Below are 15,741 nucleotides of genomic sequence, written 5' to 3' on the forward strand. Positions count from 1 at the left end.
ATGAGTGTTGAAACTTTTTCTCCGGTGACGCCAACTGTGGCGACTCAGCCAAAAATCGGTTTTGTTAGCCTCGGCTGCCCAAAAAACCTGGTCGATTCTGAGCGCATCCTGACCCAGTTGCGCACCGAAGGCTATGACATTGTCAACACCTATGACAATGCCGATATGGTGATAGTAAACACCTGTGGTTTTATCGATAGCGCGGTACAAGAATCTCTTGATGCTATCGGTGAGGCTCTGAATGAGAATGGTAAGGTCATTGTCACCGGCTGTTTAGGGGCTAAAGACGATGAGATCCGTGAAGTGCATCCCAATGTACTCGCCATTACTGGTCCTCATGCCTACGAAGAAGTAATGGGTCATGTGCACACCTACGTGCCAAAGCCTGAAACTATTCCTTTTGAAACTTTAGTACCTGAAACCGGCGTGAAGCTGACGCCCCGGCATTTTGCTTACCTGAAAATTTCCGAGGGTTGTAACCACCGTTGTACCTTCTGCATTATTCCGTCCATGCGCGGCGATCTTGTTAGCCGCCCTGTCGGCGATGTTCTTGCCGAAGCCCAGCGGTTGGCTAATGCCGGTGTTAAAGAATTGCTCGTCATTTCGCAGGACACCAGCGCCTATGGCGTCGATGTAAAACATAAAACCGGATTCTGGGACGGACAACCGGTTAAAACCCGCATGCTGGAACTGTGCGAAGCTCTGGGTAAGCTCGGTATTTGGGTGCGCCTGCATTACGTTTACCCCTATCCATCGGTCGATGACGTTATTCCTCTGATGGCTGAAGGTAAATTGCTACCTTATCTGGATATTCCGTTACAGCACGCAAACAAGCGAATTTTACGGTTGATGAAGCGCCCGGGCTCTGCCGATCGCACCTTAGAACGCATTCAGAACTGGCGTAAGATCTGTCCTGATCTGACGATTCGCAGCACTTTTATTGTTGGCTTCCCGGGTGAAACGGAAGAAGAATTTGCCGAACTGTTGCAGTTTTTGCGCGATGCCAAACTTGATCGGGTAGGCTGCTTTACCTATTCCGACGTTGAAGGTGCCAAAGCCAATGATTTACCGGATCCGGTGCCAGAAGAGATCAAGCAGGAGCGCTACGCGCGCTTCATGGAAGTGCAACAGGAAATTAGTGCCGCACGTCTGCAGCAAAAAATCGGTCGCACCCTGCAGGTATTGATCGATGAAGTTGACGACGAAGGCGCCATTGGCCGTAGTTACGCAGACGCTCCGGAAATCGATGGCCTGGTCTTTCTCAACGGCGAATATGACGTCAAACCTGGTGACATGGTTAACGTGCGTATCGAACACGCCGATGAATATGACCTGTGGGGAACGATAGCGAGTTAGGACTCGCTATCGTCGTCGAGTAACTTGTTGTCGAGTTTCTTCGAACTCTGCACACCCATCTCTTTAAACTTCTCGACCCGGCCAACTAAGTTGCCACGCCCGGTCGAGAGCTTATTCATAGCGCCATCGTAATTTCTTCGTGCCGAATCCAAGCTGTTGCCAATCTTTTGCATATCGTCGATAAAGCCAACGAACTTGTCGTAAAGTTTACCTGCGTCCGTGGCAATTTGCTGTGCGTTACGGTTTTGATACTCGTACTGCCAGATGTTATTCACGGTGCGTAACGCAACCAACAGATTGGTGGGGCTCACCAGCATAATATTATTATCCAGCGCCAGTCGGATCAGCTCAGGATCGCGGTCAACTGCGAGCAAAAACGCCGGCTCAATCGGAATAAACATCAGCACATAATCAAGGGTGCGAACGCTTTCCAGCTGCTGGTAGTTTTTCTTACCCAGGCCTTTGATGTGCACACGCAGTGAATTGACATGTTCATTCAGCGCCGCTTCACGGGCCTGATCGTCGTCACTGTTGAAATAGCGCTCATAGGCGACCAGCGAAACTTTTGAGTCGATAACGACGTCTTTATCGTTGGGCAAATGAACCACAACATCAGGCTTAAACGACTTACCATCCTCATCGCGGTGGTGACTCTGGGTCTCATATTCATTACCTTCGCGCAGCCCCGATTGACTAAGAATGCGCTCCAGTACCACTTCCCCCCAGTTGCCCTGAGTCTTGGTATCACCTTTTAACGCTTTGGTCAGCGCCTCAGCTTCGCTGGCCATTTGTTTGTTCAGGTCCTGCAATGAGGTGATCTGCTGAGTCAGCGAGGCACGCTGTTTAAGCTCCTCGGTGTACTGTGATTCCACCTGCTTTTTGAACGCTTCTAGCTGTTGTTTGAATGGCGCCAGCGTGGTCTCCAGCGTGGTCTTGCTGTTTTGCTGCAAGCGCTCGGATTTTTGTTCGAAAATCTGTTGCGCCAAACGCTCAAATTCTTTTTTCAAACGCTCTTCGCTGGCTTCCAGCAACTGCTGTTTTTCCTCAGCATGCTTCAGCGTACTCTCAAGCTGACTTTGCGATGCAGCTAAGTCAGCTTGCAACTGACTACGCTGTTGTTGCGCGTGTTGCAGCTGTTGCTCCAGCTGCTCGTGCCGCAACTGGGTCTGCTGCAATTGCTGTTGGTTGCGCTGCTCGCTGCGTTCGGCATCCTGCTCAAGCTGTTGTTCCCGCTGCTGTGCGACGGCTTGCTGATGGGCCATTTCCTGCCTTAGTCGCGCCAGCTTAGGGCGTTGCACTGCCCAACCTATCAAACAGCCGGCTGCCAGAGCGCCAGCGCCAGCAGCGAGCCATTGCCACAGCAACAAGTTAAGCATCGGCAGCTTCCAGCTTCACACGCCAGATGGCAGGCCCGGTTTCGTGCGCATTTTCACCAGTACTGTCGACCGCTACGGTGACTGGCATATCTTCTACATCAAACTCATAAATGGCTTCCATACCTAAATCCTCAAATGCCACGACTTTGGCTTTTTTGATTGCTTTCGCGACCAGGTAAGCCGCACCGCCGACCGCCATAAGGTAAACCGCTTTATGCTGCTTGATACTCTCGACTGTTGCAGGTCCGCGCTCAGCTTTACCGATCATGCCGAGAATGCCGGTTTTGTCCAGCATCAGGTCAGTAAACTTGTCCATACGGGTCGCGGTAGTAGGCCCTGCCGGCCCCACAACCTCGTCACCCACTGGATCGACCGGGCCAACGTAATAAATAAATTTATTGGTAAAATCGACCGGCAGAGTTTCGCCTTTGTCGAGCATGTCCTTAATACGTTTGTGCGCGGCATCACGACCGGTCAGCATTTTGCCGGACAACAACACCGTTTCACCGGTTTTCCAGGTCTCGATGTCCGCCTGGGTAATTTCATCTAGATTTACCCGCCGGGCGTCGTCGCCAAGCTCAAAGGTAATATCAGGCCAATCTTCCAGTTTTGGCGGCTGCAGATCGGCAGGACCTGACCCATCAAGGGTAAAATGCGCATGCCGGGTTGCTGCGCAATTTGGAATCAGGGTCACTGGCTTTGATGCAGCGTGGGTCGCTGCGGTTTTGATTTTTACGTCCATTACCGTGGTTACACCACCAAGCCCCTGGGCACCAATACCCAGCTTATTCACGCGTTCATAAATCTCTAAGCGCAGTTCCTCTTCGGCATTTTGTGGACCACGGTCAAGTAACTCCTGAATATCGACCGGATCCATTAAGGCTTCTTTTGCCAAAACTGCAGACTTTTCTGCAGTGCCGCCAATTCCGAGCCCAATCATCCCCGGCGGACACCAGCCGGCACCCAGTTTTGGCATGGTTTCCACCACCCAGTCAGCAATGGAATCGCTGGGGTTCAGCATGACCATTTTTGATTTGTTTTCCGAGCCGCCACCTTTAGCAGCGATCATCACTTCAACTTTATCGCCTGCCACCATATCGATATGCACCACCGCTGGGGTATTGTCGCCGGTGTTCTTGCGCTTGCCTGCCGGGTCGGCCACAATCGATGCGCGCAATGGATTTTCCGGGTTGGTGTAGGCCTGACGCGTGCCCTCATCTACCATTTGCTGGACCGTCATGTCGGTCTTGTCCCACTGCACTCCCATACCTACTTTGACAAAGCAGGTGACGATCCCGGTATCCTGACAGATCGGACGATGGCCTTGTGCGGCCATGCGGGAATTCGTTAGGACTTGCGCGATCGCATTTTTCGCCGCTTCACTTTCTTCTTTGTGATACGCCTTTTCCAGGGCTTGGACAAAATCCAGCGGGTGGTAATAGGAAATATACTGCAGCGCGTCTGCGATGCTTTCAATGAAATCCGCTTGCCGAATGGTGGCCATGACTACCTCTAACTCCTCGGGTTACAATTGGCCGCTATCATAGCGTTTTCATTGCACGCTGACCAGTTTTCACATGGCTTATGTTAAGCTTATTGAAAATCATTCGGGAGCGATTAGATTGTGTCGATTACTGCTGTTGCTATTGACCTTGAAGTAGATTTTGCCGAGCTTTTCACAGCTGTTGCGGAGGAGCCCTGGGCGCTGCTGCTTGATAGCTGTGAGCACCCCACCAGTCGTTATGATTTTATCTTTCGTCAGCCCGAACAGGTGGTCACGCAAAGCGACGACTGGCCCACACAGCTGCACCAGCTGCTGACTCAGTTACCCAAATATCAGGGACCAGTGGATCTTCCCTTTCAGGGTGGCTTAGCCGGTGCCTTGAGTTACGATGCGGGTCGCGCGCTCGAGCGTCTGCCAACACAAGCAAAGCGTGATATTGATGTGCCTGAAATCGCGGTAGGGTTATACACCCAGGCGTTGATCCGTTGCCGCCTGAGCAAGACCACTTGGTTAGTTGCTCCTCAGCAACAGCTCGAAACCCTAAAAGACTTTTGGCAACGCCGCGCCACATCAGCTAAGTCAGTAGATGATTTTAAATTGACTGCGCCGTGGCAGAGCAATATCAGCGCAACGGACTATCAGCACAAGTTTGCTCAGGTGCAGGAGTACTTACATGCGGGCGATTGTTACCAGATTAATCTCGCACAACGCTTCTCAGCGCCTTTCTCCGGTGACCCCTGGCGTGCCTATCAACATCTGCGGGCAAGCAACCAGGCTCCCTTCTCCGGCTTTATGCGCTTAACCGACGGTGCCATTCTCAGTCATTCTCCTGAGCGCTTTTTGCAGGTTGATGCCAGTGGTCATGTGCAGACTAAGCCGATAAAAGGCACCCGTCCACGCGCGGATGATGCCAGCGCTGATCACGCACTGGCCAATGAACTGCAACATGCCGCAAAGGATCGCGCGGAAAACGTGATGATAGTTGATTTGTTGCGCAACGATTTAAGCCGCGTGTGTTTGCCCGGCTCTGTAAATGTTCCGCAACTCTTTGCCATTGAAAGTTATGCGGCAGTACACCATCTGGTCAGCACCGTTGAAGGCAAACTTGAACACCCGACCCAGGCATTAGAGCTTATTGCCGCTTGTTTTCCCGGCGGCTCGATAACCGGAGCACCAAAAATTCGCGCGATGGAAATCATAGATGAGTTAGAGCCGCACCGGCGCAGTTTCTATTGCGGCAGTCTTGGTTACATTTCACAACATGGTGCTGCGGATACCAATATTGCTATACGCACCCTGGTAACAACCGCGGAGCACATTTATTGCTGGGCCGGCGGCGGTTTGGTCGTTGACTCGGACGGCGTTGCTGAATACCAGGAAACGCTGGATAAAGTTGCGAAAATTTTACCCGTACTAACTGCCACGCTGGAACCGGAGGCGCTATGACACGGGATGAGTTTCTGCATCGCTTTCAGTTGCATCCGACACGACAGGCTAAACGCCCGACATTAAAACGTCTGCGCCCGGCCGCCGTTTTAATTCCGTTATGGGAGCGTGAGGGTGAGTTGCAGTTAGTGCTCACTCAGCGGGCGGCGAACCTGCGTCACCATGCCGGTCAGATCAGCTTCCCCGGCGGCCGGCAGGAACTCAACGACAGCTCACTTTACCAGACAGCACTGCGCGAAGCGCATGAGGAAATCCATCTAGACCCCAGTGCGGTTACCCTGGTCGGCCAACTGCAAGACTATCCGGTTATCAGTAACTTTATCATCCGGCCTTATGTTGCCTTCATCGATCCGCAACAGCCTTTGCGCCCGGATCCACGTGAGGTGGCGGAAATTTTTACCGTGCCGCTCAAGCATGTACTGCACCAACCTCAGCATTTTGCTTACAGGTTGCAGCGTTTTTTGTACGATCAGGTATACTTTATTCCATATCAGCATAGAAATATCTGGGGAGCGACGGCTGGAATTTTGCGAGAATTGGCCGATCACGTGTATCCTGAACGGCATTCATTTTTTCGTTCTCTAAACTAATAGGTTAACGATACCAATTATGATAAGTGTTTTTGACATCTATAAAGTGGGCATTGGCCCATCCAGTTCTCATACCGTTGGCCCGATGCGCGCCGCTACGGAATTTCTGCGCGCAGCCGATAAAGCGGTCGGGCTATCCGAAGCTACCACCATCAAGGTTGAGCTGTTTGGCTCCCTGGGACAAACGGGTAAGGGGCACGGCACTGGCAAAGCAGTCATTTTAGGTCTGGCCGGTGAAGCGCCTGAAACCGTCGACACCACAAAAGTCGATGAGTTTTTGGCCAACGTAGATAAGAGCCAGAAACTTAAGTTGTTGGGTGAGCATGAAATTAAGTTTCCACGCGAAGGGGCGATTACCTTTCATCGCCGCAAAACCAAACCCCGCCATGCAAACGCAATGGAGTTACGCTTATTAAAAGGCGATGAAGTGATCTATAAAGACCTCTATTACTCCATCGGCGGCGGCTTTATCGTGCGCGATGCAGATTTCGATGACACCCTGGAAGAAGCAATTGAGCAATCCAGTAAGCCGATCCCTTATCCGTTCGACTCTGCCGCTGACCTGCTTCGGCAGTGTGCTGAGCATGGCATGCGTATCAGTTCATTGATGTTAGCCAATGAAAAAGTATTCCGCAGTGAAGCTGAGGTGCGCAAAGGACTGATGCATATCTGGCAGACCATGGACGCCTGTATCGACAACGGAATCAAAACCGAAGGTATTCTGCCTGGTGGTCTCAAAGTACGTCGCCGCGCTCCTGGCCTCTACCAACGCTTACGCAATGAAAAATCTTCGGACCCAATGCAAACTCTTGACTGGGTCGACTTATTTGCCTTAGCGGTTAATGAAGAAAATGCAGCCGGCGGACGTGTGGTCACAGCACCCACCAATGGCGCTGCAGGTATCATACCGGCCGTCATGAAATATGCTGATAAATTTATCGCTCCGCTCGACGAAGAAACAATTGTACGTTTCTTATTGACCTCCGCGGCAATTGGTATTCTATATAAAAAGAATGCTTCTATCTCAGGTGCGGAAGTAGGTTGTCAGGGCGAAGTAGGCGTGGCCTGCTCGATGGCCGCCGGCGCCCTCGCGGAACTTATGGGTGGCAGTGTCAGTAATGTGGAAAATGCCGCCGAAATAGGTATGGAGCACAACCTCGGCTTGACCTGCGATCCCGTCGGTGGCCTGGTTCAGGTGCCATGTATTGAGCGCAATGCGATGGGTTCGGTCAAAGCTATTAATGCCGCACGTCTGGCATTGCGTGGCAGCGGTGACCACAAGGTATCCCTGGATAAGGTCATCAAAACCATGTGGGATACTGGCAACGACATGAAAACCAAATACAAAGAAACGGCTCGCGGCGGCCTCGCCGTTAACATTATCGAGTGTTAATCCCGCTTATTACAAGGTGGGTAGCCTGATACTTGCAAACAGGCGGTCAACAGCTTCTTGCGTACGCTGTTGCATCGCCTCCTCCACCACAGGCTTGGTCAGATGTGGGGCGAAAGTTTCGATAAATTCAAACATGTAGCCACGTAAAAATGTACCTTTGCGGAAACCTATTTTGGTTGTGCTTGGTGCAAACAAATGCTCAGCTGGCAACGCCACCAGGCCCTTATCATTGGCAGCATCGAACGCCATAGTGGCAACCACACCCACGCCTAAGCCTGCCCGGACATAAGTTTTAATCACATCTGCGTCAGTAGCGGTAAACACGACATTCGGCTGAATGCCTGCCAGATTAAAGGCGCGGTCTAGCTCAGAACGCCCGGTAAAACCGTGTACATAGGTAACTATCGGGTGCTCACCAAGCTGCTCAATAGATACCTTGTCAACCTCCGTTAACGGATGCCCTTTTGGCACTATAATGGAACGGTTCCAGTGGTAACAAGGCAGCATAATCAGATCGTGGTAAAGATGCAGCGCTTCGGTGGCGATTGCAAAATCCGCTTTACCTTTTGCTGCAGCTTCGCTGATCTGCTCCGGTGAGCCCTGATGCATGTGCAAAGATACCCGCGGGTAACGCTGCATAAACTGTTTGATTTTTGCCGGTAATGCGTAACGCGCCTGAGTATGGGTAGTGGCAATATTAAGCTTGCCTTGATTTGGCAGGGTATGTTCACTGGCAACCGCTTTAATGCTATCCACCTGAGCCAGAACTGATCGGGCAATCTGAATCACTTCCTGCCCTGCTGGGGTCACCTGGGTCAGGTGTTTCCCGCTACGCTCAAAAATCTGTATGCCAAGCTCATCTTCAAGCATACGAACTTGCTTACTAATGCCGGGCTGCGAGGTATACAAACTTTCTGCGGTCGCTGATACATTAAGGTTATGATTTAATACTTCAACGATATAACGCAGCTGTTGCAATTTCATAGCAAAATCCGATTGGGTTACTTATTCTAAAAATATATAACACGATCGGTATTTATTCCAAGATCAAAATAAGAGGTTTTTGTGTCAAGTTTATCCGATCAGCTAAAAAACTTAGGCTTTGCATCGTCCGGCGAGCCGTCTGAAAATGAAACTAACCCGCTCACAGCCATTGATAAAAGCATTCCCGTGCGTATTCAGCGACAGACCAAGGGCCGCAAAGGTAAAGGCGTGACCGTAATTCTCGACCTACCCGAAGACCCTAAATTATTAGCCGACTACGCCAAGCAGTTACGCAAAATGTGCGGTGTTGGCGGTAGCGTTAAAAATCAAACCATCGAACTACAAGGTGACCAGCGTGACGCCAGCAAAGCCTTTCTTGAGCAACAGGGATTCAAGGTTAAACTAGCGGGAGGCTAAATGATAGCCGAAGGACACTTTACGCCCGTTATCAGTCCAACGCAGATCGTCCGCTAACTGCTGTAACAGATCTAAGCCACGCCCATAGGGCTGACTCAGCCTTGTCGTGCTAATCGGCTGATCAGGTTCCCAGGGCACTCCAGTGTTACTAACGCTAATCCTCAAATAGTTTTGACGTTGATCAAAACGAACTTCAATACTTATAGAGCCCGATTGCAGTGCCTGCAGTCGCTCTGTCCGCAACTGATAGTAATAGGCAAATCCTTCAGGATCACTTTTCATGCGTGAGTCAAGGCCGAGCAAACCATGTTCCAGTGCGTTATTGAAAACTTCGGCGAGTAATAAATAAATGGTGGTGCGATGTCCATGCAGTGCAGGCAAGCGTCCCAGTACACCAAGCACCGAAGTCACCACGTCAACTTGCCGCAAATCTTCGGCATCTAAGGTGGTCTGGAAGGTAAACGGCAGAGCTTGTACTTCATCGCCATATTCTGGCGAGGCGAGTCCGGTCGGGCAGCATTGTAAAATCGCCAGTGACAGATCATCGTGCAACGGCTGGGTGCCGCGAAAGTTCTCTAACTCCGTCACCAGGCTCTGAAAATCATCCCGGCCCGGATAGGTTTGAATAAGATGCTCGAGCGCTTCCATGCCCAAAAACTCGCGTTTCTGACTCAACATCTCGATGACGCCATCAGTAAACAATGCTATTGCGTCCGTTGCCTGGGTCCGAATAGTCGCGACCTGACTGTCGAAGTCATCAACGCTGAGCACCCCAAGAGCCATGTGCTGTGCCTTGAGTCGATGTTTCACCACACCGTCCTGACCAAATACCAGTGCCGGTGGCATGCCACCATTCCAGTAGCTCAACCGCTCGCCGTTGGCGGATAATTCAAGCAGAAAACACGCGCAAAACATATCATTAGGTAACAGACGATTAAGACGGTAGTTAAACTCGACGACCATTTCTGCCACCGAGACGCTGCGATCGGCCATCGCGAAAAAAGCCTGGGAAAGTGGCAAGGCGCCGGTCGCAGGTGCCAGTCCATGGCCGGTGAAATCAGCCATTAAGACGTAAAGGTTGCCTAAGGGACCGGGGGCAACGAGACAGAGATCACCGTTAAACTTGGATGCAGGCGTCAGTAAGGTGCGGATGTGTTCGTAGTTGGTAAAGTTTCGGCTAAGGGCGTTACGGAATATATGCTCGACTAATTCGTGCTCGCGTTCAACCCGTTGGGTATGCAAAATCAGACTTTTCCGGACAGCGTGCAACTGCCGCATGGTATTGAAACTGGTTGCCATTAGCTGAACACGTTGCAACGTGAGTCCGACTGAAGATGGCCAGGGCAGCACATCGCCATGCCATTTCAAGCTTTCCTGCTGATCAGTTTCGCGCGGCAGAACGAGCAACTGATGAGGACAGTCTAAGGCTTGCAGAAAACGCGTTTCAAGTGCGGCGCTAACCACTATCGTAGGATGCAGTAAAGACAGGTCAGGATGCCAGTCCGCTGCGCTTCTTAAGCGAATACGTCGAGCAATACGAAGCCGTTTCAGCTCATCCACAACTGAGCGAGCAAAACTCGAATCATCCTGATAGATGTCGATAACAATTTGCTGGGACGGCTTAAGCATCAGCTTGGCCTCTGCGTTTTTTGCTACTCGATGGTAAACAACTTATCGAAGCGTGAAATATCGAGAATAGTTTTAACTTCCGGACGACTATTGATGATGTGAATACCTTTTACGTTGTCGCTGACCGCTTTGCGCATATTGAGCAACATGCCAAGCGCCGAGCTATCCAAGTATTCAGTCTCCCGTAAATCAATGTAAATTGTCGGTTTCTCATCTCCTATAGAGCTGTACGCGCGACGAAATTCATGGACAAGACCGAAGTCAAATTTGCCGTGGACTGCAATAGTCAGCTCCTTGCCATCGTTTGAAACATGACGAGTAATCGACATCGTTCACCTGCTTACTTGTTATTATTAGATTAGACAGTTGTAAATAGTGCCAATACATGCCAGTAAACACAAGCGGCAGCGGCTAAATTTCGTGGTAAATAGACAAAAAAAAGCCGGTTACTTCGAACCGGCTTTTGTGTGTTTTTCAGATTAAGGCTTTTGCTGATACTTATTATAGAGTTGCAGGTGTCGATTGTTCAGGTCAACCAACCGGCCTTCAATGAATAACAACTCAACTTTCTGTCCGATCGGGTCCATCAAGTCACCAGCAGAAACCACTACAGTTCCTTGCTTACCAACTTCTAACGAGCCGACGCTGTCAGCCACTCCCATGAACTCTGCAGGAGCGAGAGTGATAGCGCGTAGCGCGGCATCTTTGTCCAGACCATAGGCCACCGCATTACCCGCAGCAAATGGCAGGTTACGGACGTCCCAGTAGCCCGGATAACTGATGGCGAAGTCGACACCAGCTTCTGCTAACGCAGCTGGTGTTGAAAATGCCTGATCAAACGCTTCGTCATGGCGTGTAGGTAAACCATATGGTGCACCAAATACCACGCGCACATCGGCGGCAGCAAGTTGATCTGCCATCCGCCAGGCGTCACGTGCCCCCATCAATACCCAGTCAAAGCCAAACTCTTTGGTGAGATCCATAGCTTCGCGAATCTGCCGTTCGTCATCGGCATGCACGTACAAGGTGCTGCTACCGTCAAACAAGCCAAGCATTGCTTCCCAACGCAGGTCTGTACCATTTAACTCACCCGCTTGCTTAGCATCGTAGTAAGCCTTGGCTTCGATAAACGCCCGTTCAAGATTCTTGCGAGCTTCGGCGTTCGCTTTGCGTTGTTCTTCGGGGCTACGACTTTCCCACCACGAGTTACTCACACCAACACGAGGCCAGTTCACGTGCACGCCAATATCAAGACTCTCAGCTGCGTCCTCATAGGTCCAGCCGTCAAGCTGCAAAACACTTGAACGACCGGTGATCAGCTCACCCTGTGGCACGATTTGAGCGTGCGAGATACCATTATAGCGAATGGTCGGAATCACCTCAGAATCAGGGTTATAAGCGACATGACCGCTGACTTCAGGGGTGATCGCACCAGTTTCATCAGAGTCTTCAGTAGCACGTACCGCCTCAATTTCTTTCAGACCTAAGGTGGTATCCATGGCGATGACGCCCGGGTACAAATGCTTACCCGTAACATCGACAACCTGAGCCCCCGCCGGGATTTCCAGGTCTTTACCAATGGCGCTAATCTTACCGTCTACCATCAGCAGGTCCGTGTCTTGTTTAACGCCGTCCGTTACTGTGTAAAGGGTTCCACCTTGCAACAAGATAGGTTGTTGCTGCGGTTCGCCAGGAACAATGTCATGCGCTACAGCACTTAGGGTAAGGCTTGCAGCAGCAACTGCTGTCATTAATTTTTTCATTATTAGTGTCCTCCGTGGCTATGCGCAGTAAAGGTTTGTAGCCATGTGTCATGCTCGGTATCGCAGTGCCAGCTTGGCTGTTCACGCTTATAGCCGTTCTCGGCGCCCTTGCTTGCTGATGGATCCGCCAACACTTTTTGCATTAACGCCTGCTTCTCTTCCTGCAACTCTGCGCGCAGGACTTCGTCGCGCTCACGGTTGAAGTAGTTGCGGGCATTGATCCAGGTTTGTTCAACCCGGGCATAGGAACTTAACGGATGATTATTCCAGATTACAAAGTCGGCATGTTTGCCTTCAGCAATACTGCCCACATACTGATCAACCTTAAGTTGCTTGGCCGGATTCAGCGTTACCATTTGCAGCGCTTCATGCTCAGACATACCACAGTAGGTGACCGACTTCGCAGCTTCAGTATTCAGACGACGCTGCAAATCGTTACTGTCAGAGTTAATGCTGGTCAAAACGCCTTTTTCAGACATCAAACACGCGTTTTGTGGAATCGCATCATAGACCTCAAACTTGTATGCCCACCAGTCGGCAAATGAAGAACCGCCCGCACCATGTTTCGCCATTTCAGATGCTACTTTGTAGCCTTCCAGAATGTGCGTGAACGTGGTCAGGGTGAAATTAAAATCTTCCGCCAGCCGTAACAGCATGAGGATCTCTGATTGCACGTAGCTGTGTGCGTGCACAAAGCGCTCACGGTCGAGGATTTCCAGCAGCGTTTGCAAACGGTAATCCGGACGTGGTGGCGCAGTTTTCGCGCGTTCACTACGGCTTAGCTTTTTATAGGCCTCCATCCGCTCACGATAATCAAGCGCTGCTGTAAAACCGTCACGCATCAGGGTTTCAACACCCATGCGCGTCTGCGGATAACGGCTACTCAACCATGACGGATAACGACTTTGTTTAACGTTCTCACCCAAGGCGAACTTAATTGACGGCGGCGCTGCATCAAACTTCATTTGGTCGGCAGTTGCGCCCCAACGCAGTTTAATCACCTGTGCCTGGCCACCAATTGGGTTCGCTGAACCATGCAGTAACTGCGCCATGGTGGTACCACCAGCCAGTGAACGGTAGACATGAATATCATCAGGGTTAACCACGTCACCAATGCGAACTTCAGCAGTGATGGCTTCCGACGCTTCGTTCACACCGCGGTCAATCGCAATATGCGAATGCTCGTCGATAATACCCGGCGTGACATGCATGCCGGTGGCGTCGATAACGGTATAACCTGATGGTGTACGAAGGTTCTCACCAATGCGATAAAACTCGCCATCACGGATCAGGATGTCCGTTTGTTCCAATACCCCTTGTTCATCTTCTGCAGTCCAAACCGTTGCATTTTTGATATGCAGGTTTTGACGTTCCGGGAGTCCATCAAGGCCATAGGCAACATTTGGGAAGGTTAAGCGGCTAACGTATTCAACCTTCGCAGAAGCATCTGTATTAGCGCTCTCGGTTGCAGCACTCGCAGCTTCGCTACTGCCGGTAAAGTTTAACTCACGTCCGTCAGGTCCGACCGCTACACCGGCGTAGGTATTTTCAGCAGTTTGTTCAAGCTGCATGCGCCAGGTGCCGGCAGTACCAGCCAGTTCAGCATCAACCACAAACGACACCGAGCTTTCATCACGACGACTTGCGCGCAACTTGCTGCGACTGTCGCCAACGACCAGTTCGCCAGCAATGGTTTCGTCACCCTTTAACTCGAGCGTCACACCCTGGTTGGCAATCGTGGCCGCGATGGTGCCGCTAAAGTCAGCCTTGCGCAGCGGTGCAAGTTCTTTTTCTTCACCTTGCAACCAGACGGATTTGATCGTGCCCTTAGTAAACAGATCGCCTTCAGCAACCACTAAATCAGCCATATACCCCGGAGCGATTTTTCCGGCTTTGTCAGAGACACCGGCGATACGCGCCGGAATAGTTGTTAATGCCGCCAGCGCGCGTTCTTTACTCAAGCCATGCTGTACAGCCTTCCGCAGGTTTGGCCAGAACTCATCGGCTTTCTTCAGCTGATGCAGGGTGAAAGAGAAATCAACATTTGCCGCCGACAGCGCAGCCGCGTTACCGGGAGCTCGCTCCCAATGACGCAAATCGGCTAATTCGACGTCAAGATGATCATTAACGCCTGAAACCTCTGGTGCGGCCGGAAAATTCAACGGTAAAATCAACGTAGAATTGGTCGCCTTGATGGCGTCGAGACGCGCATACTCGTAATTTGAGCCAACATAGGTTACCGGCACATCAAACTCACTGAATACACTGTGCGCACGTAATAATGATTTATCATCAGTTACCGCGAAAACCATTCCTTCCTGTTCCACAGGTACAAGCTCAGCCAACGCTGCATTGTACTCTACCGGTCCTTTGTACGATTCTTTACCGTAGGCCTGCTCGTACCAGTTCGCGTCCGACAAGGTTTGCCGGATTAAAGCGATAGATCCCATCAGGGAATTCGGGTATTGCTGCTGTGATGAGCCTTTGTCGAACGAGCCGAAATGGCGTGCTTGCGCTTCATAAACCACGTCATTGGCAATCTTGTCGGCCAGCGAAAGAGTTACCGCCTGCCCCTGAAAGATGCCATCAAGGCGAGCACTTTGTACCGCAGTAAAACCTTGCTGAATGTAATCGTCCGCACTTTTGCTGTCGCTCGCTGCACGATCAACCCACTTGCTCTGCGCATGAATCGCATCATTGGCAGCGTTGCCGCCTTCGCGCTTGTTATTGTATTCAGGACGGGTCGAAAACCAGGGACCCCGGTCAGTTTTTTCTGGCTTCGGCACACCATAGTTACTGTAGGCATCGATAAAGCCGGGATAAACCGTGTGTCCCGAAAGGTCAATAACTCGCGCGCCTTCAGGCGCCCGATTGTTTTCGTTGATGCGTTCGATCTTGCCGTTGCGAATGACCAGGGTAGCATTCTCAATAGTCTGCCCAGGCTCGGTAACGATGGTCGCATTCTGCAGCGCAACGTAGCTTGATGAGTTGTCGTGCAACCCTTGCACAGTGGTGGTTTGCGATGCTGATACTAACGCTGGTAGCGCTGCACACATCGCAACCGCCAGCTTGCTGAGGCGGTTACTGCTAATCATCGGCGTCCCCTTTATAAGGTTTGTCTGTGGTGGTATTTTGGTTTTACTTCCTATTAACTTAGCTTACATTAAAGGTAGCATTGAGTTAAACGCAATCCAATAAGGGATAAACAGCTTAGATAAGTCGGTAAAGCGTTGTAGTATCTCTGCTGAACCCAATTACAACTGCATTCCATTGCAATATTTAT

At 51.0% G+C, this 15,741-nt stretch carries 12 protein-coding genes; 5 read left to right on the forward strand and 7 right to left on the reverse strand.

Annotated elements, in window-relative coordinates; genetic code table 11:
- Complete coding sequence (rimO, locus tag CWI69_RS05325) at positions 1–1,356, forward strand: 30S ribosomal protein S12 methylthiotransferase RimO (RefSeq protein WP_126762550.1); 1,356 nt, start codon at positions 1–3, stop codon at positions 1,354–1,356.
- On the opposite strand, the gene rmuC is transcribed toward rimO, so the two are convergent.
- The gene (gene rmuC / locus CWI69_RS05330) at positions 1,353–2,732 is read right to left on the reverse strand and encodes a DNA recombination protein RmuC (protein ID WP_126762552.1); all 1,380 of its coding nucleotides are present in this window, start codon (positions 2,730–2,732) and stop codon (positions 1,353–1,355) included. The genes rimO and rmuC overlap by 4 nt on opposite strands.
- Entirely contained in the window at positions 2,725–4,236 is a 1,512-nt protein-coding gene (locus CWI69_RS05335; protein ID WP_126762554.1) for a fumarate hydratase, read from the reverse strand. The genes rmuC and CWI69_RS05335 overlap by 8 nt, the downstream gene beginning before the upstream one ends.
- A gap of 120 nt (positions 4,237–4,356) precedes the next feature.
- On the opposite strand from CWI69_RS05335, the gene pabB reads away from it, so the two are divergent.
- From pabB to CWI69_RS05350, 3 genes are read left to right on the forward strand one after another with little or no spacing between them, the layout of a single operon-like run.
- The gene (gene pabB, locus CWI69_RS05340; protein ID WP_126762556.1) at positions 4,357–5,682 is read left to right on the forward strand and encodes an aminodeoxychorismate synthase component I; all 1,326 of its coding nucleotides are present in this window, start codon (positions 4,357–4,359) and stop codon (positions 5,680–5,682) included.
- Positions 5,679–6,272 (forward strand): CoA pyrophosphatase, encoded by a 594-nt coding sequence (locus CWI69_RS05345; protein ID WP_126762558.1) that lies wholly within the window; start codon positions 5,679–5,681, stop codon positions 6,270–6,272. The genes pabB and CWI69_RS05345 overlap by 4 nt, the downstream gene beginning before the upstream one ends.
- A 19-nt stretch (positions 6,273–6,291) precedes the next feature.
- Complete coding sequence (locus CWI69_RS05350; RefSeq protein WP_126762560.1) at positions 6,292–7,665, forward strand: L-serine ammonia-lyase; 1,374 nt, start codon at positions 6,292–6,294, stop codon at positions 7,663–7,665.
- Positions 7,666–7,674: 9 nt separating this feature from the next.
- Here CWI69_RS05350 and cysB read toward each other — a convergent pair whose 3' ends face one another.
- A complete protein-coding gene (gene cysB / locus CWI69_RS05355) occupies positions 7,675–8,649 on the reverse strand; it encodes an HTH-type transcriptional regulator CysB (RefSeq protein WP_126762562.1) in 975 nt (324 codons plus the stop codon).
- Positions 8,650–8,730: 81 nt separating this feature from the next.
- On the opposite strand from cysB, the gene CWI69_RS05360 reads away from it, so the two are divergent.
- On the forward strand, positions 8,731–9,066 hold the full coding sequence (locus CWI69_RS05360; RefSeq protein WP_198678890.1) for a translation initiation factor: 336 nt from the start codon (positions 8,731–8,733) through the stop codon (positions 9,064–9,066).
- Here CWI69_RS05360 and CWI69_RS05365 read toward each other — a convergent pair.
- The 4 genes from CWI69_RS05365 to CWI69_RS05380 all read right to left on the reverse strand — a co-directional run bounded on the left by CWI69_RS05365 (position 9,052) and on the right by CWI69_RS05380 (position 15,553).
- Positions 9,052–10,695, reverse strand: a complete 1,644-nt coding sequence (locus CWI69_RS05365; RefSeq protein WP_126762564.1) for an ATP-binding SpoIIE family protein phosphatase — start codon at positions 10,693–10,695, stop codon at positions 9,052–9,054. The genes CWI69_RS05360 and CWI69_RS05365 overlap by 15 nt on opposite strands.
- 23 nt (positions 10,696–10,718) lie before the next feature.
- Entirely contained in the window at positions 10,719–11,024 is a 306-nt protein-coding gene (locus CWI69_RS05370; RefSeq protein ID WP_126762565.1) for an STAS domain-containing protein, read from the reverse strand.
- Between the two features lie 150 nt (positions 11,025–11,174).
- Positions 11,175–12,458, reverse strand: a complete 1,284-nt coding sequence (locus CWI69_RS05375) for an amidohydrolase family protein (protein ID WP_126762566.1) — start codon at positions 12,456–12,458, stop codon at positions 11,175–11,177.
- 2 nt (positions 12,459–12,460) lie between these two features.
- Positions 12,461–15,553, reverse strand: a complete 3,093-nt coding sequence (locus CWI69_RS05380; protein WP_126762567.1) for an amidohydrolase family protein — start codon at positions 15,551–15,553, stop codon at positions 12,461–12,463.
- Positions 15,554–15,741: the final 188 nt, after the last annotated feature.

The sequence above is a fragment of the Pseudidiomarina halophila genome (assembly GCF_003987215.1).
Classification (GTDB): domain Bacteria; phylum Pseudomonadota; class Gammaproteobacteria; order Enterobacterales; family Alteromonadaceae; genus Pseudidiomarina; species Pseudidiomarina halophila.